The sequence below is a fragment of the Marinobacter sp. LQ44 genome (assembly GCF_001447155.2).
Taxonomy (GTDB): domain Bacteria; phylum Pseudomonadota; class Gammaproteobacteria; order Pseudomonadales; family Oleiphilaceae; genus Marinobacter.
In genome coordinates this window covers 4,328,460-4,353,206 of sequence record NZ_CP014754.1, presented here as the reverse complement: position 1 = coordinate 4,353,206, position 24,747 = coordinate 4,328,460, and the positions used below count along the sequence as shown (strand labels likewise).

General features: G+C 57.4%; 20 protein-coding genes. 12 read left to right on the top strand and 8 right to left on the bottom strand.

All coding sequences use genetic code 11. The features are described from left to right. The first annotated feature begins 7 nt into the window (after nt 1-7). Nucleotides 8-235, top strand: coding sequence for a cbb3-type cytochrome oxidase assembly protein CcoS (ccoS, locus tag ASQ50_RS19885; protein WP_227510076.1), 228 nt, complete (start codon nt 8-10; stop codon nt 233-235). Next, nucleotides 236-922, top strand: coding sequence for a sulfite exporter TauE/SafE family protein (locus ASQ50_RS19880; protein ID WP_058089522.1), 687 nt, complete (start codon nt 236-238; stop codon nt 920-922). Between the two features lie 8 nt (nt 923-930). Here ASQ50_RS19880 and ttcA read toward each other — a convergent pair whose 3' ends face one another. Beyond that, a complete protein-coding gene (ttcA, locus tag ASQ50_RS19875) occupies nt 931-1,839 on the bottom strand; it encodes a tRNA 2-thiocytidine(32) synthetase TtcA (protein WP_058089521.1) in 909 nt (302 codons plus the stop codon). A gap of 73 nt (nt 1,840-1,912) precedes the next feature. On the opposite strand from ttcA, the gene ASQ50_RS19870 reads away from it, so the two are divergent. The 3 genes from ASQ50_RS19870 to ASQ50_RS19860 are packed head-to-tail and all read left to right on the top strand — an operon-like array spanning nt 1,913 to nt 4,313. Next, nucleotides 1,913-2,566, top strand: a complete 654-nt coding sequence (locus ASQ50_RS19870) for a TetR/AcrR family transcriptional regulator (RefSeq protein WP_058089520.1) — start codon at nt 1,913-1,915, stop codon at nt 2,564-2,566. A gap of 21 nt (nt 2,567-2,587) precedes the next feature. After that, complete coding sequence (locus ASQ50_RS19865) at nt 2,588-3,250, top strand: DNA-J related domain-containing protein (protein WP_058089519.1); 663 nt, start codon at nt 2,588-2,590, stop codon at nt 3,248-3,250. Between the two features lie 34 nt (nt 3,251-3,284). Further along, nucleotides 3,285-4,313, top strand: a complete 1,029-nt coding sequence (locus ASQ50_RS19860; protein ID WP_058089518.1) for a polysaccharide deacetylase family protein — start codon at nt 3,285-3,287, stop codon at nt 4,311-4,313. 4 nt (nt 4,314-4,317) lie between these two features. On the opposite strand, the gene ASQ50_RS19855 is transcribed toward ASQ50_RS19860, so the two are convergent. The 6 genes from ASQ50_RS19855 to ASQ50_RS19830 form a co-directional block, all read right to left on the bottom strand. Then, the gene (locus ASQ50_RS19855) at nt 4,318-5,337 is read right to left on the bottom strand and encodes a MalM family protein (protein ID WP_058089517.1); all 1,020 of its coding nucleotides are present in this window, start codon (nt 5,335-5,337) and stop codon (nt 4,318-4,320) included. A gap of 22 nt (nt 5,338-5,359) precedes the next feature. After that, on the bottom strand, nt 5,360-6,985 hold the full coding sequence (locus ASQ50_RS19850; RefSeq protein ID WP_058089516.1) for an OmpP1/FadL family transporter: 1,626 nt from the start codon (nt 6,983-6,985) through the stop codon (nt 5,360-5,362). A 38-nt stretch (nt 6,986-7,023) separates the two neighbouring features. Beyond that, nucleotides 7,024-8,034: a hypothetical protein gene (locus tag ASQ50_RS19845; protein ID WP_058089515.1), complete on the bottom strand. Its 1,011-nt coding sequence runs from the start codon at nt 8,032-8,034 to the stop codon at nt 7,024-7,026. Nucleotides 8,035-8,090: 56 nt separating this feature from the next. Further along, nucleotides 8,091-8,891 carry a C39 family peptidase gene (locus ASQ50_RS19840; protein WP_058089514.1) on the bottom strand — a complete coding sequence of 267 codons (801 nt, stop codon included), beginning with the start codon at nt 8,889-8,891 and terminating at the stop codon, nt 8,091-8,093. A 242-nt stretch (nt 8,892-9,133) separates the two neighbouring features. After that, entirely contained in the window at nt 9,134-10,597 is a 1,464-nt protein-coding gene (locus ASQ50_RS19835; RefSeq protein WP_058089513.1) for an SLC13 family permease, read from the bottom strand. 38 nt (nt 10,598-10,635) lie between these two features. Then, a complete protein-coding gene (locus tag ASQ50_RS19830; RefSeq protein WP_058089512.1) occupies nt 10,636-10,956 on the bottom strand; it encodes a TraR/DksA family transcriptional regulator in 321 nt (106 codons plus the stop codon). 140 nt (nt 10,957-11,096) lie between these two features. Between ASQ50_RS19830 and ASQ50_RS19825 the strand changes: the two genes are divergently transcribed. Next, on the top strand, nt 11,097-11,270 hold the full coding sequence (locus ASQ50_RS19825) for a phasin family protein (RefSeq protein WP_082780492.1): 174 nt from the start codon (nt 11,097-11,099) through the stop codon (nt 11,268-11,270). A gap of 132 nt (nt 11,271-11,402) precedes the next feature. Continuing rightward, entirely contained in the window at nt 11,403-13,127 is a 1,725-nt protein-coding gene (locus tag ASQ50_RS19820; RefSeq protein ID WP_058089511.1) for a diguanylate cyclase domain-containing protein, read from the top strand. Nucleotides 13,128-13,150: 23 nt separating this feature from the next. Here ASQ50_RS19820 and ASQ50_RS19815 read toward each other — a convergent pair whose 3' ends face one another. Continuing rightward, nucleotides 13,151-15,298 carry a methyl-accepting chemotaxis protein gene (locus ASQ50_RS19815; protein WP_058089510.1) on the bottom strand — a complete coding sequence of 716 codons (2,148 nt, stop codon included), beginning with the start codon at nt 15,296-15,298 and terminating at the stop codon, nt 13,151-13,153. Between the two features lie 362 nt (nt 15,299-15,660). On the opposite strand from ASQ50_RS19815, the gene ASQ50_RS19810 reads away from it, so the two are divergent. The 5 genes from ASQ50_RS19810 to malK all read left to right on the top strand — a co-directional run bounded on the left by ASQ50_RS19810 (nt 15,661) and on the right by malK (nt 24,395). Then, entirely contained in the window at nt 15,661-16,911 is a 1,251-nt protein-coding gene (locus ASQ50_RS19810) for an ABC transporter substrate-binding protein (protein ID WP_058089509.1), read from the top strand. A gap of 149 nt (nt 16,912-17,060) precedes the next feature. Next, nucleotides 17,061-18,593 (top strand): glycerol-3-phosphate dehydrogenase, encoded by a 1,533-nt coding sequence (glpD, locus tag ASQ50_RS19805; RefSeq protein WP_058089508.1) that lies wholly within the window; start codon nt 17,061-17,063, stop codon nt 18,591-18,593. 55 nt (nt 18,594-18,648) lie between these two features. Next, on the top strand, nt 18,649-21,423 hold the full coding sequence (gene malT / locus ASQ50_RS19800) for an HTH-type transcriptional regulator MalT (RefSeq protein ID WP_227510064.1): 2,775 nt from the start codon (nt 18,649-18,651) through the stop codon (nt 21,421-21,423). Between the two features lie 211 nt (nt 21,424-21,634). Further along, a complete protein-coding gene (locus tag ASQ50_RS19795; protein WP_058089507.1) occupies nt 21,635-23,248 on the top strand; it encodes an alpha-glucosidase family protein in 1,614 nt (537 codons plus the stop codon). 31 nt (nt 23,249-23,279) lie between these two features. After that, entirely contained in the window at nt 23,280-24,395 is a 1,116-nt protein-coding gene (gene malK, locus ASQ50_RS19790) for a maltose/maltodextrin ABC transporter ATP-binding protein MalK (protein WP_058089506.1), read from the top strand. The last annotated feature ends 352 nt before the right edge of the window (nt 24,396-24,747 follow it).

Genomic DNA, 24,747 nt, shown 5'->3' with positions numbered 1-24,747 from the left:
GATAGTCATGTTCCTGGTCCCCCTGATGCTGGTTCTGGTGGCACTGGGGGTCGTGCTGTTTTCCTGGGCGGTGAAGAACGGCCAATACGATGATCTGGAAGGCCCTGCGCACCGGATTCTCTATGACGACGACAAAGACATGATTCCTGACGAAGCTCGTCAGGATAAAGTCCGCCCAGACGAAAACGACCCCGAGCCTTCTTCGAAACAGAGCGACCCGGAAGACAAAGCCTGAATGCATCCTGAACTCTACCTAAGTTACTCCAGTGCGTTTCTGATCGGGCTGCTGGGGAGCACCCATTGTCTGGGGATGTGCGGTGGGATCAGTGCCTCGCTGTCGATGACCCTGCCGGTGGGCAAAGGGTTCAGGCTGCGCCAGACCATGATGTTGCTGGCCTTCAATCTGGGCCGGGTTGGAAGCTACGCGCTGATTGCCGCCTTGATTGCCATTTTCAGTACCAGCGCCGCGGGCCAGTGGCGCTGGGCAGCCCTGTTGTTGATGACCCTGGCAGGGCTGCTACTGATCTTTATGGGGCTGTCGATGGGCCAGTGGTGGCAGGGAATCCGCTTTGTTGAGAAAGTAGGGGCCCCGGTGTGGAAACGCTTGGCCCCGCTGACCCGCCGCTTTATTCCCGTCAACAATCCCGGCCAGGCCTTGGCCCTGGGTGCGCTTTGGGGCTGGTTACCCTGTGGTCTTGTTTATAGCACCCTGGGCTGGGCAGCCCTGCAACCCACGATTGGCGCTGCCGCTCTGACCATGCTGTTCTTCGGTCTTGGCACCCTGCCATCTATGCTGGCCACCGGTTACGCCGCCAACTGGATTCGCAACCTTCAGGGCAACCGGGGGTTCCGCAGAATCAGTGGAGCGCTGCTCATCCTGTTCGGATTATGGACGCTTCCGTTCCAGGCCTTGATGCACTGAGCCGACCCTCAGAGATTCAGCACATCCAGGCGGCCGTAGTCCGGCTCAGGGCTGGCTGGCTGCACCGCCTGGCGCTTGCCCCCCAACCGTTTGCCTTCCTTGAAATCGTATAGATTCGGATCAGCCAGGTGTGAAGGCTCCACATTGCACAAAGCCCGAAACATGGTTTCCAGGCGGCCCGGATGCTGCTTGTCCCAGGTCTGGAACATGTCCTTGATCACCTGGCGCTGAAGGTTCTCCTGGGAGCCGCACAGGTTACACGGAATAATGGGGTATTCTCGCAGTGAGGCGTATCGGGCAATGTCTTTCTCGCGGGCATAGGCCAGCGGACGAATCACGGTATTGCGGCCGTCATCACTGTGCAAGACCGGCGGCATGGACTTGAGTTTGCCCCCGTAAAACATGTTCAGGAACAGGGTTTCGAGCATATCGTCCCGGTGATGGCCCAACGCAATCTTGGTGACACCGTGCTCTTCCGCAAAATTATAGAGAATTCCCCGGCGCAAGCGTGAACACAGTCCGCAAGTGGTCTTCCCTTCAGGAACTTTTTCCTTAACAATACTGTAGGTATCTTTTTCGATGATGTGATACTCGATACCAAGCGACTTCAGGTATTCCGGGAGCACATGCTCGGGAAAACCCGGTTGTTTCTGGTCAAGGTTCACAGCAATCAGTTCGAAGTCGACCGGCGCGCTTTTCTGAAGGTTCAGCAGGATATCCAGCATGGCGTAGGAATCCTTGCCACCTGACAGGCAGCACATGACCTTGTCGCCGGCTTCGATCATCGAAAAATCGGCAATGGCCTGCCCGACTTCCCGGCGCAGGCGTTTCTGCAGTTTGTTCAGTTCCAGTTTCTGGCGACGATCCTGCTCAGAAACAGCGGTCAGTTCGGGATTGGCGGTCATTGCTTGGGACATACTCTCGCACGTTCACAGGATAAGTGAGCGGGCAATTATACGCGTCACAAAGTATCAGGGACAGGATAGCAACATGGATATGTTGAAATTGAGCGACGACGTTGGCGGAAAACGGGCAATGAACCGGATCCGCAACCGCAATGCCATACTGGTCGCGGCCAGGGAATGCTTTCGCGAAAATGGCTACGATAACTCCACCATCCGTGACATGGTCCGCAGAACCGGCCTGGCGGCGGGTACCTTCTACAATTACTTCTCCAGCAAACAGGACATCTTTGCCGCACTTCTGACGGATTTCCTGAGTCACCTTAATGAAGATATGAGCCGCTACCGCCGGTCCGCCAGCTCAACCCGCGACTTTATCTACTACGCCTACCTGGCACTCTATTCCGCCACCGCCAGAGACCCGGCGATCTATGAACTGGCACACCAGAACCAACGCGCCTTGCGGGATCTTTTCGGCTCAGACATTCTTGGCCTGGCCATGTTATCACTGGAAGAAGACGTGCGTGACGCCATCACCAGGGGCCTGCTGCCGGATCTCGACCCGGAGTACCTGTGCGCAGCTTTCTTCGGTGTTGCCTATGACATCAGTACAGTGGTGGCCAGGCGCGCACATCAAGAGCCGGAGCTTGCTCAGCAGGAGGCCGAGAAGGCGGCCCGTTTCTCCACCGAGCTGTTCCTGGGCGGGCTACCCGCCATGGCCGAGCTTTCAAGCCAGGGCTGAGTCGCATACCATGGAGTCATGATGACTTCCCCAGACGTGACCGCAACAGAACCGGATACCACTGTCGCCAGCTCAGAACTGCGATGGCTGGAGCAACACACTGAGCACTTGCTGGTGGCGGTCGAGCATGAGCTACGCCAGGTGGGGCCAGGCGGATTAAGTGAGCTGGAGCTGATCAAGGCGCTTCAGGCAGAACCCTGGGCGCTGATTGGCAGCGTCAATTACCACGAACCGGATCAGCTCTACCCGGTGCATTTTCTGCTCTTTCACGTACTCTACCGACTGCGGGACCAACTGGCTCCCGGTGGGGAGTCGCTGCTGATTTCACCGTTGCGCCTGACCATTACCCAACAGCAAACCGTTGCTGGTGATGGATTGCCGGGGGAAGAAGACAAACTCAGGGCGTTCTATCTGGATCTGTCCCAGTATCATATGCCCGAAGCAACCATCCACCAGATGATGGATAACTTCTGGCGTGGGCAGTGCCGCACACGGCCAGACCTGCCGGCGGTATCAGAGGCCGCCGGAACACTCGGTTTTACCGAACTGCCTGAACACTTCTCCCCGATCAAACAGCGGTTTCGCAAGCTGGTGATGCAGGCTCACCCCGACCGGGGCGGCAATACCGAAGCAGTCCAGAAACTTAATGAGGCCTTTTCGGTCTTGAAAGCACACTACGCATAATCCATTTAACCGATATTCAGGACAGACGACGATCATGATCAAATGGTTTACGTTCCTTATGATGATCACCGCCCTCTCCATGGCGGGCGCCAGCGCAAAAGCGGATCTGGTGGTTCTGCAATACCATCACGTGGACGACAGTACGCCGGCATCAACCAGTACCTCCCGGTCACTGTTTGAAGCCCAGCTGCAGATGATCGCAGACCTGGAACTGGAGGTGGTGCCGCTTCTGGAAGGTACCCGGCAGGCATTGGCCGGCGATCTGGATAGCCGCCAGCAGATTGCCATCACGTTTGACGATGCCTATGAATCCGTCTATAGCGCAGCGGCTCCCCTTCTCGAACGTTTCGATATGCCCTATACGATTTTCGTGAATACTGATGCCATCGGCTCAAGGGGCTACATGACGTGGGACGAACTCAGGGAACTGGGTAGCCATGAAAGCGTAACCATTGCCAACCACAGCACAGACCATGGGCACCTGGCACGCAAGATCGATGAACCCGAAGCCGTGTGGATAGAACGGGTAACCCGCAGCCTGGATGTTGCCCAGAAGGTTCTCAAGGAAAGACTGAACGTTGAAGAGCCGATGTTTGCCTATCCTTACGGCGAGTATGACGAAGCCCTGGAAGCCAAACTAGCGGAGCGAGGCTGGTACGGCTACGGGCAGCAATCCGGTGCCATTGGCCGTTGGTCACACGAGACACGCCTGCCCAGGTTCCCCATGGCCAACCCATACGGCCAGCTTGGTAGCCTGAAAGACAAGCTATTGAGCAAAGGCTTCCCCGCCCCCGCCAAAGACCTGCCAGACGGTATTCTGGATAAAAACCCGCCCCTACTGACCTTCCCACTGGGCGACAAACTGGATGCCAACCGGCTCACCTGCTTTGCCACCGGCCAGGGCCGGATCGACTTCGACGTGGTTGACGGCGTCGTCCGGGTTCAGGCTCCCAAAGCCGGGCAAAGCCGGCGCTTCCGCTACAACTGCACCCACCCCGCCGGCCAGGGCAGCTTCTATTGGTTGTCACAACAATGGCTGGACCGGTCGAAACCCGAAGACTGAGCGGTTAATCTTCGAAGGTGGCGATACCGAACTCCCCAAACCGGACGTGCGGTATCGCCTTCGGACCCTGTCGGGTCTCAACAACGGTTTGAGCCTGCAAATCCTGCTCACGGGTATAAAGCAGCAGCCAACGCTCGCCCTGGCCCGGGAATACCGGCACCCAGGCTTCCAGATATCCTCGTTTGCGCCAGGTCTCAGGTGAGTAATCCATGACCAGATCGGTCACCAACCGGATTGGGCGCAAATCCTCGTCAAGAAACGCCAGGCTTGGAATAACAAGACCGTTGTGGTGATAACTACGTATTCGGGCGACAAAGGCCTCTACAGAGGACCGCGCTGGCAGGGCGATCAACTGGAACGGAGATCGGCCGGTGTCAAAATCATGCTCCGGTGACGACGCTTCAAGCCGGACAGCAAACTCACGCCCGCCCTGCCAGGTCTGGCTGGAGCGGGATGTCAAGCTGTCACAACACTGGCGACTGAATGCATCAAACTCACTTTCAGGCTCCTGCTCGATGCCCAGTATGGCAAAGGCATCGGGATCGTAACCCTCCACCGGTTCGGCATAGCGGCCTTCACTCGGGTGATAAACGCTGGCCGGGCTCAGTTCCACTGGGGCGGCAATCAGGCCCTTCTCAACGTCGCTACGGGTGTCGGGCGTAAAATAGCTGACACGCACATTGCCGTCGGCATCCCGCCAGGTGAAATAGGGTTGTCGCTGACCCGGCCGAAGATTGCCGGCTTTGTTGAGTTCATCGCCATCGGGATAGCTGTCGAGGGTGTATTCTTCATCCGGCTCAAGCGCTGGTTCCTCCCGCTCGGCGGGGCGCCGGGCGCCCTCCGCCTGCGAAGATGTCGGCCTGGCTTCTGCGTCCGGAATGCGGGTGTACTGAACACGCCCCTGCTCATCCACCCATGAGAAATAGCCCTCCCGCTCCCCTGCGGGTGTTCCAGACGATTGGCACCCCATCATCACCATCGCTGCCATGAATGCCGTCAGGCATCTCAATTGAGCCGTTGTCATACCCGTTTCCCGCCAGCAACAATCAGAACTTGGTCCGGAAGCTCAGCCCCGCCATGACCACCCGCAACGAGGTTTTGATATCCAGCCCGGCATAGGGGTTATAGATGATATTGGTGATGTTGTCACAGTTCACGTTGCAGCTGGTATTGGCCGGAATGGTTTCAATGGACTGCAGGTAGGACAGGTTCATATCGATCTCGGTGTTTTTGTCCCACTTGTACCCCATCCCGATGCTGTAGAGATTGGCGCCACCGAACGGTGCCATGATCGATCGCTGGTCATCGGGAATGACTGAGTCTCGAATCTCGACACCGGCCCGTAGATCCAGTCGTGATGACGCATGGAACTCAGCACCAAACGCCCAGTTCCACTGACTCTTGAAGCCCAGCGGCAGTCGGAGAGTGTTTGGCGTTGCATTGTCGGGCGACAGAATCCGCGCCGCGTTCAGGAATTCCAGATTTCGGTCAAAGCGGAACACGAAGGCATCCCACTGGGCGTAGTCTGTCCAACCCACATCAGCATTCAACGTCAGTTTGGGGTGAACATCGACACTGATACCGGTCTGGAAATGCTGTGGGTAGACCAGATCCATGCTGACATTACCCGCTTCCCGGGGTGCCCCAGACGGCAGGCTCAGGATGGCAGAGGTAATAGCCCCCAATACCGAACCGTTAACACTCTGCCAGAAACCGGACCAGTCGTCGGTGTACTGGATCTCGAACGTCCCTTTGAGGTTCATGTCCGCTTCAGAGGTATAGCTTGCCCCCCAGCGAAACCAGTCGTTCGGCTCCCAGAGCACCCCCAGGGTGTAGGTTGGCGATATGGTTTCCTGAACATTGATGCTCAAAGCACCAATATCATCCCAGGGGCCCACGTTACCGCCACACAGGGCCAGCCAGGGCTGCAGGGGCTCATCGCCACTCTCACAGTTGAACGCATCCTGAAGCACTTCCGCAACACCCAACAACATGTTGGGCGCCCGCATATACTGATCGGCGGCAATACCCATGTGTGACAGGTGAATACCCGCACCCACCGACCACTGGTCATTGATTTCATAACCAACGCTTGGCGACAGATAGGTGGTGCGCTGCAAAGCCGTGGCCTGGGGTTGGTAACGGCCCGGATCATCCTTGTCCCGATAGAAACCTGCAGCCAGCGGCAGGTAGAAAGCGTTGGCAAAGGTCAGTTTTGACCCCGGAGGATTGATGCTGATGCCAGCTGACGGCGCAACCGCAGGGCCCGGTGGCGCTTTCAGAATCCCGAACCCCGGAACGTAGAGTGCAACATTGTTGGTATGACTGTGGGTATTGGCCACGGGATCCCGCTGTTTTCCCGTGTTCGGGTCGATTTCAAGTCCGTCGATACCGAAGATTTCATAACCATCCGGAGCAATAAAGTCGGCATCGATGTCCAGGTAAACACTCAGGAGGTTTACCTCAAGTTGCCGGTCTTTCAGTTTGGTCAGGCCCGCCGGATTATAATGGATGGCCATGACACCGGGTGGATCCGCTGTCACGGCATTGCCCAGCGCCAACGCCTTGGGATGGATGGTGAGATTCTGGGCAAGCTGCGCCTGTGCTCCACATGAGAGTGTCGCGGCGATGACGGCCCCCAGAAGCTGCTTTGTTTGGCTGAAATGTGCCATGAAATTCGTCCCTTCCCTTAAATCGTCTGCAGCTCCAATCACTCTTTGAGGCCGGAGAAATTAATGGGCAGGGATATACCCAGGGAGAAATCCGGAGCATCTTCGGTCAGCCCAATGCCCAGGCTGGTGTTGACGATGGTGGTGTCACTCACCCGGGTACCCAGAGACATGCTCAGAAAGCCGGTCATCTGGTCTTGTGCAACGGCTTGATCGCCATTGCGGAACGTGAGCACAGTTTCATCGCTGTAACTGAGCTGGGCGGAAATGCTCAGGGAAATATCGTAAGACAGCGAGTAGGCAAAACCGGCAGAACCGGACAACCCGAAGCCGGGCTCAACCTTGGTCAGCAGGCGAGCGCCCCGGACCTGCTCCAGACCATCCTCTTCAATGTTGTAGGTAGCACTGACCGAGCCGAAGACCACCACCGGGTCCAACACCTTCGACATACTGAGGCCGCCGCCGATGGAGTAATATCCGCTGCCCGTGGACAGCTGCTCCTTGATGTCAATTTCATAGGGGCTGACACCGGTTTTCGAGGTCAGCGTTCCAAAGAAGGTGGTCGATACCTTGCCCGGCACGTAAGCGAACGGCTGCCAGCGGCCGGTAAAAGAGATGTCGCCGAAGTCATACACGGACAATTCGTCCTCGGTGTCGTATTTCACCACCAGGGGAATACGCGTGCCGATGGTCAGGTTATCCAGCAGGCCGTAGTCGTATGAGAAAGCGTTGGTGAAGTTGTGCGTGGCTGTGGGCACAACATCAAGATTCCTGACCGAACCATTGGTAATGGCTAGATCGAGACGCTGGTCACCGGTGTAGGAGTAGTCAAAGGAATAGTTCAGGGAGTGAGTGCCCTTTTTCTGCAGCGAATAGTTCTTTTCCGCCGCCTGGAACACTTCCTCCAACTGCCTTGTGGCATCCTCATCGCCTTCCTGACGGGCCAGCGCTTCCCGCGCCTGATCAACATTGCCATCCTGCGCCACTGACATGGCCGGAAGCAGACCCGAGGCGGAAACAAGGATAAAGCCTCGCACTAACCAACGATTCATCCTGACTCCCTACTTTTATTGGTTTTATTCCTGTTCCGGGCTTACCACCCGAAAAATTAGTTGCGGCGGTAGTACAGCTGTTTTCGAGTATTCTCTACGCTGCCGTCCGGGTTGTTTTTCTGACGTTCGAGCACATTCTGGATACGTCTTTCGGTAGATTCATGGAATACAGGCATTTGCTGTAACGCCAGCAGGGTCATTGTCTGGTCATCCACAAATCGCAGATCTTCTTCTTTGAGTTCAAGGTTATCCAGCGGCTTGTCGCTACCCGGAAAAACGATAAACAGAACGTTGTCGTCCCATTTTTCTTCGAACTGATCGAGCGTGAAGGAGATGTTGCCAACGGCAGGATCCGCCAGGTATACCCGCCCGTCACGAATGGTCCTGAGCACCACAAAATGCTTGAAACCGGCGTGATCGATGGGAACGATGGCGGGGTGGTCCAGCTCCATGAGGTCATCAATCTTGGCCCGGAAGCCACCGGAGGGATAACCCAGGGCAGTGACCAGTCGTTTCATGTCCAACATTGAAAACGCCCGGCGCTGAACAATGCGCTCACTTTCACCGTAGTGGAGCAATCCTTCCATCACCTGACGTTCAGACAGATTTCTGCCCAGATAGAAATTCAGGACGGTTGTCAGTGCCGCACTGCCGCAGCTGTAGTCGTATGCCTGACGCACGATATTACGGAATTTCTGTTCAACCAGAGGCTCAACCCGAACATCAGAACGTAGCAGCGCCGGGCTGGTGTCCACGTTCTGCTGGATAACAATCGTGCCCCGATCAAACGGCTCAACCTCGGTGGCTTCCTGCACCATAGTGAACGTGAGAATGGATCCGGCCAGCACCAGCAGCATCTTGGAAAGTCCCTGTTTTTATTAGACGTGCAACTTATCGGGTTACATGTTGTTACGGTACGATACCGAAATCGCGACTGGCTTAAAGATAACTGTGCCTCAAATCTGTCGCTGCAGAAGGGGCCTGACATGGATGGACTGAGAACTGGTTCAAGGCTCAAGGTAGCCGGCAACACCCGCCTGTTCCCGAAGGTATCGGAAACAGGCAGGTGGGAAGGAAAACCGATGGGCAAGGTACCCCATCAGAGGGTAAAGACAATCCCGAGTAGCAGGTAGCTGAGCAGGGTAACAACGATGATGCCGATAATGTTCAGGGCAAAGCCGGCACGAATCATATCGGCAATTCGCATATGGCCACTGGAAAACACAATCGCGTTGGGCGGAGTCGCTACCGGCATCATAAAGGCACAACTGGCCGCGATGGCCGCAGGCACCGTCAGCAACAACGGCGACACACCCTGCGACATGGCCAGGGCACCCAACAGGGGCAGGAACGCTGCGGCGGTGGCGGTATTGCTGGTCACTTCCGTCAGAAAAATAATGACGGTAGCCACCAGAACAATCATAACCAGTGTCGGCAACGCCCCGGCAACACCAAGGCTTTGGGCAATCCACTCCGCCAGCCCTGAGCTACTGATAACACCCGCCATGGCCAGACCACCACCGAATAGCAGGAGCACACCCCAGGGCAGCTTGTTGGCCGAATCCCAGTCCAGCACAAACACCCGCTCGGCGGTGTTAACAGGAATAACAAACATGGCAATGGCAGCCGCAATCGCGATACCGGTATCGCTGAGCCACGGCATCAGGTTGGCGGACAACAAAGGCCGGAAAATCCAGGCGGCCGCCGTGACCAGAAACACCAGGGCAACCAGCTTTTCACCCCGGCTCATAGCGCCGAGCTTGGCCAGCTCATCACGAATCATCTCACCGCTGTCTGCCGAGCCCCCAATACCGAAATCCTTACGGGTCAACCACCACCAGGCAAGAACCAGCATGACCACCGATACCGGCACACCCAGCAGCATCCATTGGGCAAAACCCACGGAAATGCCCTGGTTTTCGCTCAGGTACGCCGCCAACAAGGCATTAGGCGGCGTGCCAATCAGGGTGGCAATTCCGCCAATACTCGCCGAATAGGCAATGGCTAACAGCAAGGCGGTTGCATAGCGCCGAACACCCTCAGGGTTGGAGCTATCCATCATCGCCACCACAGACAAACCTATGGGCAACATCATGATGGCCGTGGCCGTATTGCTGACCCACATGCTGAGAAATGCGGTGGCCAACATGAACCCGGCCACCTGGCGCTTGGGCTGGTCACCCACGGCCCTGAGCGTGAGCAGAGCTATTCGACGATGCAGGTTCCATCGCTGCATGGCCAGCCCCAGGGTAAAACCACCCAGGAACAGAAAAATGATCGGATTGGCGTAAGGTGACGTCGCCTGACCAATGGATCCCAGCCCCAGGGCCGGGATCAGTACAATCGGCAGTAATGCGGTTGCAGGAATCGGGATGGCTTCGGTTGACCACCAGGTTGCCATCAGCAACATCAGCCCCAATGCCGCCCAAGCTTCCGGACTCATAGTCGCCGGCGCCGGCACCATAAGGGTTATAAGAAGAAACAGGACACCCAGCAAGAAACCGATAACCTGGCTTTTGGGTAACCCCCTGGGTTTGCTCTCAGAAGAGTGCGTTGCTGTCATGTAGTACCACCCTGGTTTGGGACGATGGATTGGCCTGCTCAGTCAGCGGCGCAATTTACACAAACTGTGGTGTAAGGCAACACCTGCAAACGTCTGGGGTCAATCTCCTCACCACACTTCTCGCACTCGTCCCCAAGCCCGCTATTCATACGATCCAGAGCATGGGCAATCTGCACCAGTTCTGCCCGGGTTTCCGCTTCCAGGGAATCCACTACTTCATCGTTCTGGGTCTGGGTTGCCTGCTCTTCAAAATCCTTGTCGAGGGCACCGGTTTCACGACGCTGATGGGCCTGGTAACGCACCAGTCTGGCTTCAAGATCGGCTTTCAGGGTTTCAAGTTCAGATTTGCGATTGCTCATGGCCATCTCCCGGCGGGTTGTTATTGGTCTATACCCTAGAGAATATGCTGAATCCGGGTTTGACGCCTGTCAAAATCGTGTCATTCCCCATACGGTAGACTAGCTGCTCAGTCATCCCATATACAAAGGAGTTGTATTAAATGAGCACAGACCTTTTCGAAAAAGCCAACCGTCTGAACCAAACCCTGTTCGCCCAGTTCAGTAAAGCTACCGAAATGCAGATGGAAGCCTTTCGTCGCTATGCCGACGTTGCCATGGATCAGGCCCGCAAGGTATCCGAAGTACGCGACCTGGATGGCCTGAAGCAGGTGTAGAAAGTGTTCGAGACCGAAGCCACTGAACCAGCTAAAGTGAAAGCCCTGCAGCTACGTGAAAGTTAAGGCAGCGGAGGCCGGTCGTTGCTAAACTGGAGCGGTGATAAAACGCTGATAAAAACAGGATTATCGATGGCGCAGCCGCTCCCCATTTCCCGCATTATGTACAGCGGGCTTTTACTGCAATGTAGTCCTCAAACCAGTATTGCCGACGCAGCGGCGCGAATGTCGGAAAACTCCGTTAGCTCGATCCTGATCGCGGACCAGGATCAGGTGATCGGCATCTGGACAGAACATGATGCCCTGGCACTGGATTTCAGTGACCCCGACCGGTTCAACCAGCCGGTCAGCACGGTGATGAGCTCTCCGGTTCTGACCTTACCCAGCACCATGGACGCCGGCCAGGCAGCCATCAGATTGAGAGACAGCGGCAAGCGACACTTCCTGGTCGTCGATGAAAATGAAGCACCCGTTGGCATCTTGTCCCAGACTGACCTGGCGCTCAATCAGGGGCTGGAACCCTACCTGAAACTCCGGGAAGTCCGGGCCGTGGTTGCCCGGCCACCCTTGTTGGCCAATGGAACCCAATCACTCGCTGAAGTAGCCAGCCAGATGCACCATCACCACGCAGATGCGGTGGTGGTGACTTGTGGCGACGGTGAACTGGGCATCCTGACCGAAAGGGATATGGTGCGTTTTATCGCCCGCCACACCAGCAACACTCCGGTACATGAGCTGGCGACGCGCCCCCTGCTCACCGTCAACGAAGAAGACCCGTTGATCCACGCCCGGGATTTGCTGATTGATCACCGGATACGGCACTTGGCGGTGGTCAACCTGAGTGGTGAAGTGACCGGTCTGATCGGCTACCAGGATATGCTCGCTGGCGCCGAACAGATGTACCTGGATGACCTGCGGGAAGCGCTCGAACAGCGGGACCAGGCGCTGGCAAAGTCCCGCCGTACTCTGCAGCTGGCCGAGAGGGTTATCGAATCCTCGTTCGAAGGCATTATGGTGACCGACAAGGATGTCAGGATCGAATTCGTGAACCCGGCCTTTACCCAACTGACCGGATACAGTCCGGACGAGGTCATCGGGCGCACACCAGAGGTACTATCCTCCGGCCGGCACGATGCGGAGTTCTACAAGCGCATGTGGCAGTCCCTGACAACCCATGGCTACTGGCGCGGTGAGATCTGGAACCGGCGCAAAACCGGCGAGCTTTACCTGGAACTCCTGACCATCACCGCCATCACTGATGATCACGGGCAGACCACGCACTACGCCGGCCTGTTCACCGACATTACCCAGAATCGCAAGAACGAAGAGCAGATCCGCCAGCTCGCCTACTACGACGCACTTACCGGCGTTCCCAACCGGCGACTGCTGGAAGATCGTCTGGAACATGCCATACGCCACGCACACCGAAAAGACATGTTGCTGGCGGTGATGTTTATCGACCTGGACCAGTTCAAAGAGGTAAACGACACCCTTGGCCATGCGGTCGGTGACGAGCTTCTGCTGCAATTTACCACCCGGGTGCGCGATTACCTGCGTGAGGACGACACCCTCGCGCGGCTCGGCGGCGATGAGTTCATTGTGCTGCTGCCGGAACTCGACAAGCTTTCGGACGTCATCCAGGTGGCGGAGCGGCTGATCGAGCTGAACCGAAATCCCTACAGGATCAATAACGACAATATCCAGATCGGCTCCAGCATCGGCATCAGCCTGTATCCGGAAGACGGAACCACGGTGCAAGAGCTACTGCACGGAGCCGACATCGCTATGTATCGGTCCAAGCGGGACGGCCGAAACCAGTACCATCTGTTTAATCCGGACGTCGCAGAGACGGCCTGAGGTCGCCGGGCTGCGACTATCCGTCAGGCAACCTCGGCAGAGACCTGAAACTGTCCCGTCAGCCTCTGCAACTTTGCCGCTGCGGCCTGCGTTCGCTCTGAGCTCGCAGATAGCTGTTCTACCACGCCACGCATGGCCGCCGCACTTTCCGAGACGCCGTGGGTCTGCTGACTTTGCTCGCGATTCGTTTGCTCAATGCTGGCAATGGCCCGAAACAGCTTGCCAACCATATGATGCAAGTCCGAGCTGTCGTCGGCGGCAGCTTCCGCTTTGGCAAGCCGGTTCTCCATTTCCGAAATCCCCTCCTCCATAACGGCCACGGCCCTTTGTGTCTCGTCTTGCACGCCTTGCAGACGCTGGCCAATCTCTTCCGTTGCCTTTGCTGTGCGGCTGGCCAGCTGGCGCACTTCATCCGCGACTACCGCAAATCCGCGGCCTGACTCCCCAGCCCGGGCGGCTTCAATCGCCGCATTCAGGGCAAGCAGGTTGGTCTGGGCTGCAATATCGTTGATGACCAGGGCAGTTTTGCTGATTTCCTCAGTCCGATCGTTGGCAGCCCGGATTCCATCGGCTGAACGAGTGATCACCGTCCGGATACTCCGTGCTTCCTCACTGACCCGGGCAAATTGCGCCTGGGCACGGCTGACCACCGCGTCCATGCCTTCCCGCATTTCCTCAGCGGTCGTTGACGCGTTATTGATTTCTTTTTCCTGAACACCGGCACCGTGCACCATATCGTCGATATGAGCCAACACAGACTGAACCCGCTCATAGGCGCTGCGATTGTGGGTCACCATCTGGTCACTGGCTTGCCGGGAGTCTGCGGCCAGTGTCAACACCTGGCCCACCATGCCATCCAGGCTGTCAATAAAGCTGTTGGTCCAGCGGGCCAGATCCCCGCTCTCATCCCGGCGCGTCCGGCTCAGGTCAATCCTTTGCCGCAAGTTGCCTCCGCCCTCGGCAATGTCACGGATGATATCCCCCATGGCGGACAACTGCTCCGACACCGGTTTGACGGAAGTGGACCGGAAGATCATCACCATGGCGAAAATCGCCAGGGCATTGATCCCGCTTTCGAGCCATACCGACACCCCCAACGTGGACAACGCAACATTCACCAGCCACAGCGCCGCGGCCAGCAAGCCCAAACGACTGGATAACCGCCAGCTGATGGAGCGCCGTCGGTATACCTCTTCCAGATCGCCTTCACACATCATGCCCCAGGTATCAGGCGAACCAGGCATCTGAAAGGTGATGCCCTTGCCAATCACCGGGATGTGTCGATAGTCGGAATAGCCCGGGTACAGCACGTACAGGTTCTCACCATTGGCAATGGTCTCCCTGACACCGGGGTGCAAGCGGCCGGTTGCCGGATCGGTAAACCGGATCTCGAATTCAGTGTGCTCCCGAATACGCACCACGCCAAAGCCGGTTTCTATGCCGTCTTTGAGATTATCGCCGTGGCTGAAGGTGGCATCTTCGAAGCGGGATCGGGACAGCGCCGTTCCCGGCGAGATGGACTTGTCAAAACGACTGTCGATCATGAACAGGTAGTTGTCGCCGGACTCCTCAAAAACGTGTCCGGCCTCACGCTGAATCAGATCGCTCATCACATCATTGGGAATTCGCGCACACACAGCTGCCCGCTGCCCCCCGGCCAACTCGATCGGCTGATAGAACATCAGAGTCACCGCATCGTGAAACCGACTGGTGGTTTTGCCCAACGACGCCGTTACCGGGTCCCGGTAAGGACCATGCAGGAAACGCTCACCCGTTCCCCTCCGGACTGCCTCCGGAGCCAGGTCACGCTTGCCGTTGCGGACAGGCACGCTGGACGCAACAACCTGGCCATCCTCGGCCACCACAAACAGCTCGGATATCTCCCTTAGCCGGGTGGAGGTCTGGGCAATAGTCTCCCCCAGAGCTTCGGGGTTCTTGCCATACAGGCGGCCAGCAACGGATTCCAGAAACGACCACTTGTGGTCTGCCCACCCAATCAGGGCATCACGCCTGGTTCTGGCCAGGTTCTCGAATATCTGTTCATTGGTCTCGTACATGTTTCGGTTCAGGAAACTGGACCAGCGCATGGCCAGCTTTCCGTTACGCCCAAAGACAGGCAACCAGGAACGCTCACCGGCAGACAGGTTCATTTTGTAGCTTTTCAGAGTCATTTCAGGATTCTCCAGACCGGACATCGGAGCAGAACAGAGTTATTCGCCCCCTCGGAACCCTGAGACCTCAGCAAAGATCGGGCCTGCCAGCGCCCCAACGCCCAAACGTGAGCCAATTCACACCAATCCCCCTGCAACACACAGATTACCGGGCACCAGTTTGGTGCACACACAAAACCTGACACCAGATTACGCACTATTTTCGCACAACCTGATGTATATCAAGACCCTACAAATTGTTACGCCAAATTCCACTTTAGTCCCATTGTTGGTCCACTAACGAGGGCAGACACTAATCCTGTTTGATCCGAACAACAAAAATAACCCGCATTCGGGGTCCAAACCGTTGGAGGCCAACCACAATGACTTTCAGAAACTTCCTGCTCACGGCATGTCTACTGCTGCTGGGCAGCTCGGTAGTGTATGCAGAAGCACTCAAGATAGGACTCAACTACCCACAGACTGGCCGGTACAAAGACCAGGGGCTTCAACAACGACTGGGGGCTTTCCTGGCGGTTGATGAGATCAATCGAGCCGGCGGCGTGATGGGGCAACCCCTGGAACTGGTTATCCGCAATTCCCGCGGTGAACCCGACCAGGGCGCGCAGAACACTGCCGAGCTTATCGACCGTGAGGGTGCACAGATGGTCTTTGGCGGAGTATCCAGTGCCGTTGCCATTTCATCAGGCAAGGCAGCCAGGGATCGCAATCGACTCTATTTCGGCACCCTTACCTATTCCAATGCCACCACCGGCAGTGAAGGCCACAGCCATATGTTCCGGGAACCCTACAATGCCTGGATGACCGCCAAGGCCTTGAGCCAATACCTCAATCGCCACCACGCAGACCAGAACTACTTCTACATCACTGCTGACTACACCTGGGGCTGGTCAGTGGAAGAGTCTGTGCGCAAGTTTTCCAACACCGAAGACACAGAACAGCATAAAGGCGTGAAAACGCCCTTCCCCCGGGCGCTGATTACTGACTTCCGGGTGGCCCTGGAGCAAGCAGCCGAGAGTGACGCCGAAGTACTGATGCTGGTGCTGTTTGGCGACGACATGGTCAGAGCCCTTAACGCCGCCTATGAAATGGGCCTGACCAAACGAATGCAGGTTGTGGTGCCAAACCTCACTCTGGGTATGGCACGCCAGGTCGGACCAACCATCATGGAAGGGGTGGTAGGCGCCGCCCCCTGGGTATGGAACCTGCCCTATGAAAACAACTATCAGCGCGGCAAAGATTTTGTTGAGGCCTTTTCCAGCCGCTATGAAATGCGCCCATCTTCGTCTGCCGCGTCGGCCTACAGCATTGTTTACCAGTACAAAGCCGCCGTCGAACGGGCCGGCACCACCAATACCCGAGCGGTCATCCGGGAACTTGAGGGGCATCGCTATAGCTTCCTGAAAGACGAGCAGTACTGGCGGGCGTTTGACCACCAGAACGTGCAGACCGTCTATGTGGTGAAGGTAAAACCCCGTGAGAAGATCATGGCGGACCAGTTCAGCTCGGACTACTTCGACATCATCGATTCCATGCCCGGCGACGAGGCCGCCCAGACCAGGGAAGAGTGGGAAGCTCGCCGCCGTGAAGCCGGCAAACCGGTTTCACTCTGACCCGGCCGGCCCCGGGGCATCCTGCCCACGGGGCGGCCATTCAGTGACGCCGTCGCTTTACCCCCTGCGTTCATTCTCTGATAATCAGCATTCACTCAAAGGATGATCAGGGGCAAGCAGGCGTGTTAACAGGGCAAAGCAGTCAACGAATGGAAGCAAATGAACCGTCAGGCGTTCCTGACCAGTGCGATCTGCTGGTTATCGGCGGCGGTGTTAACGGTACCGGTATTGCCATGGACGCTGCCGGGCGTGGCCTGAACGTCATACTGTGCGAGATGAACGATCTGGCATCCGCCACCTCATCAAGCAGCAGCAAGCTGATCCACGGCGGGCTTCGGTACCTGGAGCATTATGAATTCCGGTTGGTCCGGGAGGCCCTGGCCGAGCGAGAGGCGCTGTTACGCAATGCGCCACACATCATGTGGCCCATGCGCTTTCGACTGCCTCACCAGCCCCACTTGCGCCCTGCATGGATGATTCGTACCGGGCTGTTTCTGTACGACCACCTGGCAAAGCGGGAAATGCTACCTGGCTCACGGGCCATCAGCTTTGACCAGAACTCTCCCCTGAAACCCGACATTACCAAAGGTTTCGAGTATTCAGACGGCTGGGTGGACGATGCCCGGCTGGTGGTGCTGTCCGCCCGCAAGGCGCAACAGAAAGGCGCCACCATACTGACACAAACCCGGTGTATTCAGGCCAGCCGCCAGGGCCCGCGCTGGAGAGCAGTACTGGAAGACACCCGCAGGGATCGCCAACACACGGTCCACGCCAAGGTTATTGTCAATGCCACCGGCCCCTGGGTCAGCCAGTTGTTCGGTGACAGTTTCGGCATGCAGGCCCCGAAACAGATACGGATGGTGAAAGGCAGCCACATTGTGGTGCCCCGCCTGAACGCCGACACCGAGGCCTACATCCTGCAGAATCAGGACGAGCGCATCGTCTTCGTCATCCCTTACGAAGAACACTTCTCCCTCATTGGCACCACCGATGTGGATTACGAAGGCAACCCGTCCGAGGCCCGGATATCACCGGAAGAAACTGATTACCTGCTGACCATCGTCAACCAGTACTTCCGTCGACAGCTTGGGCCGGAAGATGTGGTGTGGAGCTACTCCGGTGTCCGGCCACTGATGGATGATGAACAGGGGACCGCCCAGACTGCCTCCAGGGACTACTCCTTTGAGGTAGACGAAGAGGACGGCCAGCCGCCCCTGATCTCCGTTTTCGGCGGCAAGATCACCACCTTCCGGAAGCTGGCCGAGGCGGTGACCGACAAAGTATGCGAGTACTTCCCTGGCGCCGGAAAATCCTGGACCAGGCAGGCCATTCTGCCGGGTGGTGACTTTGGTAACCAGCAACAACTGGCGGCGGAGCTTGAGATTAACTACCCGTGGCTGAACACCGACAGTATCCGAAGATTCGTGCGCTGTTATGGTACCGACAGCCATCAGATCCTGGCCGGCTGCAAATCCAGGGACGACCTCGGGCACTGGTTTACCGACACTCTCAGCCAACGGGAGGTCGATTACCTGGTGACGAGGGAATGGGCTGTTACTCCGGAAGACGTCCTTTGGCGAAGAACAAAACAGGGGCTCTACATCAACGAGGCGGAACTCCAGAAGCTAAAAGACTACCTGCAGTCCCAATTCAGCCCGGAAATGCTAGAGTGTTCTTCCTGATCACAATGATTGACTAATACGTTTAACCCTGGCTCGGCCAGAGGACAATAATAAGATGTCTGAGAAACCGCTCATGCCAACCACACCGGCGCCATCAAATCTGACCTTTATTGCCGCTAAAACCAGCGCCCCTTTGCCGCCGGCCGGATTGTTAGCCCGGGAAAAATTTAACGACCTGCTGCAGACTCGGGAGCCGGTCTCCCTGTTGCTGGTTCATGCCCCGGCAGGCTATGGCAAAACCACCACCCTGGCCGAACGCCTGGACGATCTGGAGGCAAAGGCCGCATGGTACCGCCTGGAAAATACCGACAACGACCCCGTCCGGTTTGCCGGGTACCTGGCCCATGCCGTTGGTCAGATTGTCGATACGCCGGATATGCCTGCAATTGATCCGACAGGGGACCAACAGGGTCACGGTCTCGAATCATTTCTCACAGAACTCCTCGCCGGACTGCCACCTTCTGAGGAGCCCAGTTACCTGGTTCTTGATGACTACCAGATCATCACCAACCCGGAGATTCATCAAGGGATCAGGTTCCTGCTGCGGCATCTGCCGCCCTACCTCACTCTTGTTGTCATCTCCAGAACACTCCCGCCCCTGGGTGTTGCCCAGCTCAGGATGAAGGGGCAAATGATTGAAATTACCAGCAGGGATCTCGCCTTTGATGCCGATGAGGCGCAAAGCTACTTCGAGCAACGGCTGCCATTTGAGGTTTCCCGGGAAAACATTGAGCGTGCGGTTCGAAGGGTAGAAGGCTGGGTCTCGGCGCTGCAACTGTTGTCTGCCTCCGCCCGCACCAGCATCGAGTTCAGTCATTTTGTCGACCAGCTTGACCAGGGTAACCAGCACATTTTTGACTACTTTGACGAACTGGTCGGGCAGGACCTGAGTGAACAACAACGCTCCTTCCTCTTGCGCACCAGCATCCTTGACCGTTTCAACGCGGGCATGGTCATGCGGGTAATGAACGATTCCGATGGCCAGGCTCTGCTCGGCAGCCTGCTGGCCATGGGGTTGTTCATCACGCCCGTTGATAACAGCGCGCTCTGGTTTCGTTACCACCAGCTGTTCTCTGTCTACCTGCGGCACCTGCTTGCCAGTACCACACAGGAAAATCAGAAAGCCCTGCACCAGCGCGCCACCGATGCCTGGCTGGAGCTGGACCACGCAGAGGAAGCCGCCCGGCATGCAGTCGCCGCAGAAGACCCGGAGCGCATTACCCGGGTCCTGAACCAGCATGGCCGAAAGTTCTTTACCGAAGGCCAGTTTACGCTGCTGCAACGATGCCTGGACGCCCTGCCCCAGAAAATCATTGCAGAAGATCCAACACTGACGTTGCTTCGGGCCTGGGTAGCCCAGGGACAATACAAGTTCGACGAGGTGGAAAACTGGCTATCCGCCGCTGAGACCCAACTGAAAGCGGTCATGAGCGAGGAGTCCCAGCGGACGGTCCATGGCGAATTCAGTGCCATACGGGCACAGGTGGCCATGAACTATGGCGACAGCGACCGCGCCCTGGCATTGGCACGGGAAGCGGTAGCGCAAGAAGCCGCCTACCTGCCCACCTCACGGGTTGCAGCTGCTTCGGTTCTGGGTGAAGCCCTGTTTGTCCGGGGCGAGCTGCAGGAAGCCTTGACCCGGATGCAGGAAACCGAACATATGGCCCGGGCCCATCAGGCGCACCAGAATGTGATCTGGGCCCTGTGCCAGCAAAGCGAGATCAGCGTGGCCATGGGGCTTTTGCAAAAGGCCTACAACATTCAGGAGCGGGCATTTCAATATGCCGAAGAAAACCAGCTGAACCACCTGCCCATTCTCGAGTTCCTGTTCCGCATTCGCAGTCAGGTGATGTGGGAATGGCATCACCTGGAGAGCGCGGAACGTTGCGCACTCCAGGGCATAGAGATTCTGGAAGCCCAGGGCGAACGCTGGTATGTCCAGAGCTACACCACTCTGGCCAAGGTTGCACAGGCCCGCGGCCGCCAGAGCCTGTGTGCAGACTACATAGCCAAGGTCCAGAAGATGCTCGCCGCTGGCGACTACCATCTGGACTGGGTTGCCAACGCCCATGCCACCATGCTGACGTACTGGGACGCCGTGCGGGACCAGAACGCCATTGAGCGTTGGCTGACCATTGCACCACCGTGTAAACCGGAGGAGGCAACCAACCATTTCTATCAGTGCAACGGTCGAAACCGGGCCCGTGCCCTGATGAGTCTGGGCCAATATCAGGGCGCCCGGCCAATCCTGGAGGCACTGACCAGCGTTGCCGGCCAGATTGGCCTGAAAACCGACCTTAACCGCAACCATATCGCGCTGGCCTATCTGTTCTGGCAGATCGAAAACCGCGAAAAGGCTCTGGAACACATGCGCCTGGCCCTGGAACTTGCCAGCACCACCGGCGCAGTGGGAAGTTTTCTGCGCCTGGGCAAGGTTCTGATTGTCATTCTCAAAGCGCTGATCAACGACGGCCTGATTGAGGGCATGGAACAACAGCGGGCCGAACGCCTGATTCAGCTTGCCCAACAGCAGCGGGATTTCAGCCGGGCGATCCGGATTTCCCTGGACGAAGCCATCATCCAGGACATCATCGACCGGCCCGATGTGCCGGAGCTGATTCGCACCTCACCCCTGACCCGACGAGAGTGGCAGATACTGAGCCTGATTCATGCCGGCCTGTCCAACGACCAGATTGCCGAGCATCTTAAAGTGGCTTCTACCACGGTAAAAACCCACATCCGCAGCCTGTACCAGAAGCAGAACATCAGCCACCGCTCCGAAGCGATTGAACTGGCCAAGGACCTGCTGAGCAAGATCCAGGGGGAGTGAGCCGGCATCGGCTCCTCCACCCCTCACGCCCACTACTACCCTATACGCCCCGCTACGCCCCCCTCCTCCCCCCGGCTACGCCGACAAAAACACGGGCAGGAGGATGAACCACCCAAGGCAACATCGCACCATGGCAGGTGTATTGATCGGTGGGGACTCGCCTCCATCGCACAACAAGAACTTTTCACCACCAGGGTGTAAGTGAGGCAAGATGAGCAGAAATCCGGACTGGTGGCGTGGCGCCGTTATCTATCAAGTGTATCCACGCAGCTTCTATGACTCCAACGGCGACGGAGTGGGCGACCTGCCCGGGGTGACCGCGAAGCTGGACTACATCGCCAGCCTGAATGTGGATGCCATCTGGCTGTCCCCGTTTTTCACCTCTCCGATGAAAGACTTTGGATACGACGTCTCTGACTACCGCAATGTCGACCCGATATTCGGAACCCTGAAAGATTTCGATGAACTGATCGCCGAAGCCCACAAGCGCGGCCTGAAGATCATGATCGACCAGGTGCTGAGCCACTCTTCCGACCAACACCCCTGGTTTGTGGAAAGTCGCCAGTCCCGTGACAATCCAAAAGCCGACTGGTATGTGTGGGCCGACCCCAAGCCAGACGGCACGCCGCCCAACAACTGGCTGTCAGTGTTTGGCGGCTCCTCCTGGGCCTGGGACAGTCGCCGCAAGCAGTACTACCTGCACAACTTCCTGGCCAGTCAGCCAGACCTGAACTTCCACAACCCGGAGGTTCAGGAACAGGTGCTGTCCGATGTGAAGTTCTGGCTGGACCGGGGAGTTGACGGGTTCCGCCTGGACGCCATCAACTTCTGCTTCCATGACCGCAAGCTGCGGGACAACCCACCAAGCAAGGCATTGCAGGAGGGCTCCATCGGTGTTCGCAAAGAAAACCCCTACGCCTACCAGCATCACAAGCACGACAAAACCCAGCCGGAGAACCTGACGTTCCTGAAGCGGTTACGCGTGCTGCTGGATCAGTACCCGGGCACCACGACCGTGGGCGAGATCGGCGATGATGATTCGTTGCAGACCATGGCAGACTACACCAGCGGCGGTGACAAGCTGCACATGGCCTACTCGTTTGACCTGCTGACCGAGCAACATGGTGCCGACTTTTTCCGCAAAACCGTGGACACCATTGAACAGAAACTGACCGATGGCTGGCCGTGCTGGGCTATTGGCAACCACGATGTGGCACGGGTGGCCACGCGCTGGCAGGCCCGCTCGGAACAACAACTTAAAGCCTACATGGCCATGCTGCTGACACTGCGGGGCAGCGTGTGTATCTACCAGGGCGAAGAACTTGGCCTGACCGAAGCCGAGCTCCAGTACGAAGACCTGGTGGACCCCTACGGAATCAACTTCTGGCCAGAGTACAAAGGCCGGGACGGCTGCAGGACTCCAATGGTCTGGCATCACGAAGAAACCCACGGCGGCTTTTCCAGCACCAGCCCCTGGCTGCCCGTGTATGATGATCATTACAACGCCGCCGTTGCCCTGCAGCATGCCGAAGATAATTCCGTGCTCACCGCCTACCGGAGTTTTCTGGGCTGGCGCCGGGAGCAGGCTGTACTGCTGGAAGGAGATATCGAATTCCTCAAGAGCCCGAAAGACACACTGGTATTCGTCAGAAGTCTTGGTGAGGAACGCTTGATCATCGCTCTGAACCTGAGCGAGACCGGAAGTACCGTGACCCTGCCGGCGCAAGGCTCTCCCATTACCGGAACCCCCGATTTCATCGGCGGTCAATGGCACGGAAAACAACTGAAACTGGGGCCCTGGGGTATTGAAATCGCCAGGCTCTGACGGGTGACCATCGAACAAGAAGATAAACGCTATGGCCAGTGTAACCCTGAGAAATATCTGTAAAAGCTATGACGACGCCCAGGTAACCAAGAACGTTAACCTGGACATCGATGACGGCGAGTTTGTGGTGTTCGTCGGCCCCTCCGGCTGCGGAAAGTCGACCCTGCTGCGGATGATTGCCGGGCTGGAGGACATAACCACCGGCGACTTGTACATCGGCAATGACCGGGTGAATGACCTGCCCCCCAAGGAACGGGAAGTGGGCATGGTCTTCCAGTCTTACGCCCTCTACCCCCACATGGATGTGGCGGAGAACATGGCCTTCGGCCTGAAGCTCGCGAAAACCCACAAGGACGAAATCAACCGGAGGGTTCAGGATGCCGCCACCCTGCTGCAACTGGACAAGCTCCTGGAGCGCAAGCCCAAAGACCTGTCTGGCGGCCAACGCCAGCGGGTCGCCATCGGCCGCACCATCGTTCGCGAGCCGGCGGTGTTCCTGTTTGACGAGCCGCTGTCCAACCTGGATGCCTCGCTGCGCGTTCAGATGCGGATCGAAATATCACGCCTGCACAAACGCCTGGGCGCTACCATGATTTATGTCACCCACGATCAGGTAGAAGCCATGACCATGGCCGACAAAATCGTGGCGCTGGATAACGGCTGCATTGCCCAGGTGGGCAAGCCCATGGAACTCTACCACTATCCGGCCACCCGCTTTGTGGCAGGCTTTATCGGCTCACCGAAGATGAACTTCATTGACTGCCAGGTGGCTTCTGCCAGTAACCAGTCGGTCACCGTGACCCTGCCGGGTGACCATCAGCTGGAGTTGCCGGTGAACGGTCATAACCTGCTTGAGGGCGAAAACGTCACCCTGGGTATACGTCCGGAACACCTGACCGAAGACCAGGAGGCCGACATGTACCTGCAAGGTGAGGTTCACGTTGTTGAGCGTCTGGGTTATCAGACCCTGGTGCACCTCGACGTTAACAACGTTGAGGGCGTGCTGACCATGCGCACCGATGGCGGTAACCCCGTTCAGGAAGGCGCACCCATGACATTGGGGCTGAATGCCAACAAATGCCACCTGTTCCGGGAAGACGGCACCGCCTGCCCCCGCCTCTATCGGGAACCGTGCATCGACTTCTAGGGCCCTGCCCGCTTCTGATTTGATCTGCAGTACACTCTCCTTGGCCGGTATTTTTTACCGGCTTTTTTGTGCCCACTATCTTGACCTCACTGGTGACAGCCGGCCGCACGCCCATGTGGGAGGCCCTTTCCAAAACACGCTGTGAATACATCCCTGTACGCTCGGCTCCGCCATCCCTGGCTCCGCACGGTTTTGGAAAGGGCCTCCCACATGGGCGCGCTACATCAGGCGATAGGCAACCGGAATCAAGGGGCTGTGCACCATCCTGTTAAGTCCACAAAAAAAAGCCCGGTCAGCAGGGGGGATAACTCTGACCGGGTCGCGAAAGATAACGCGGGAAGACGCAGGTCGC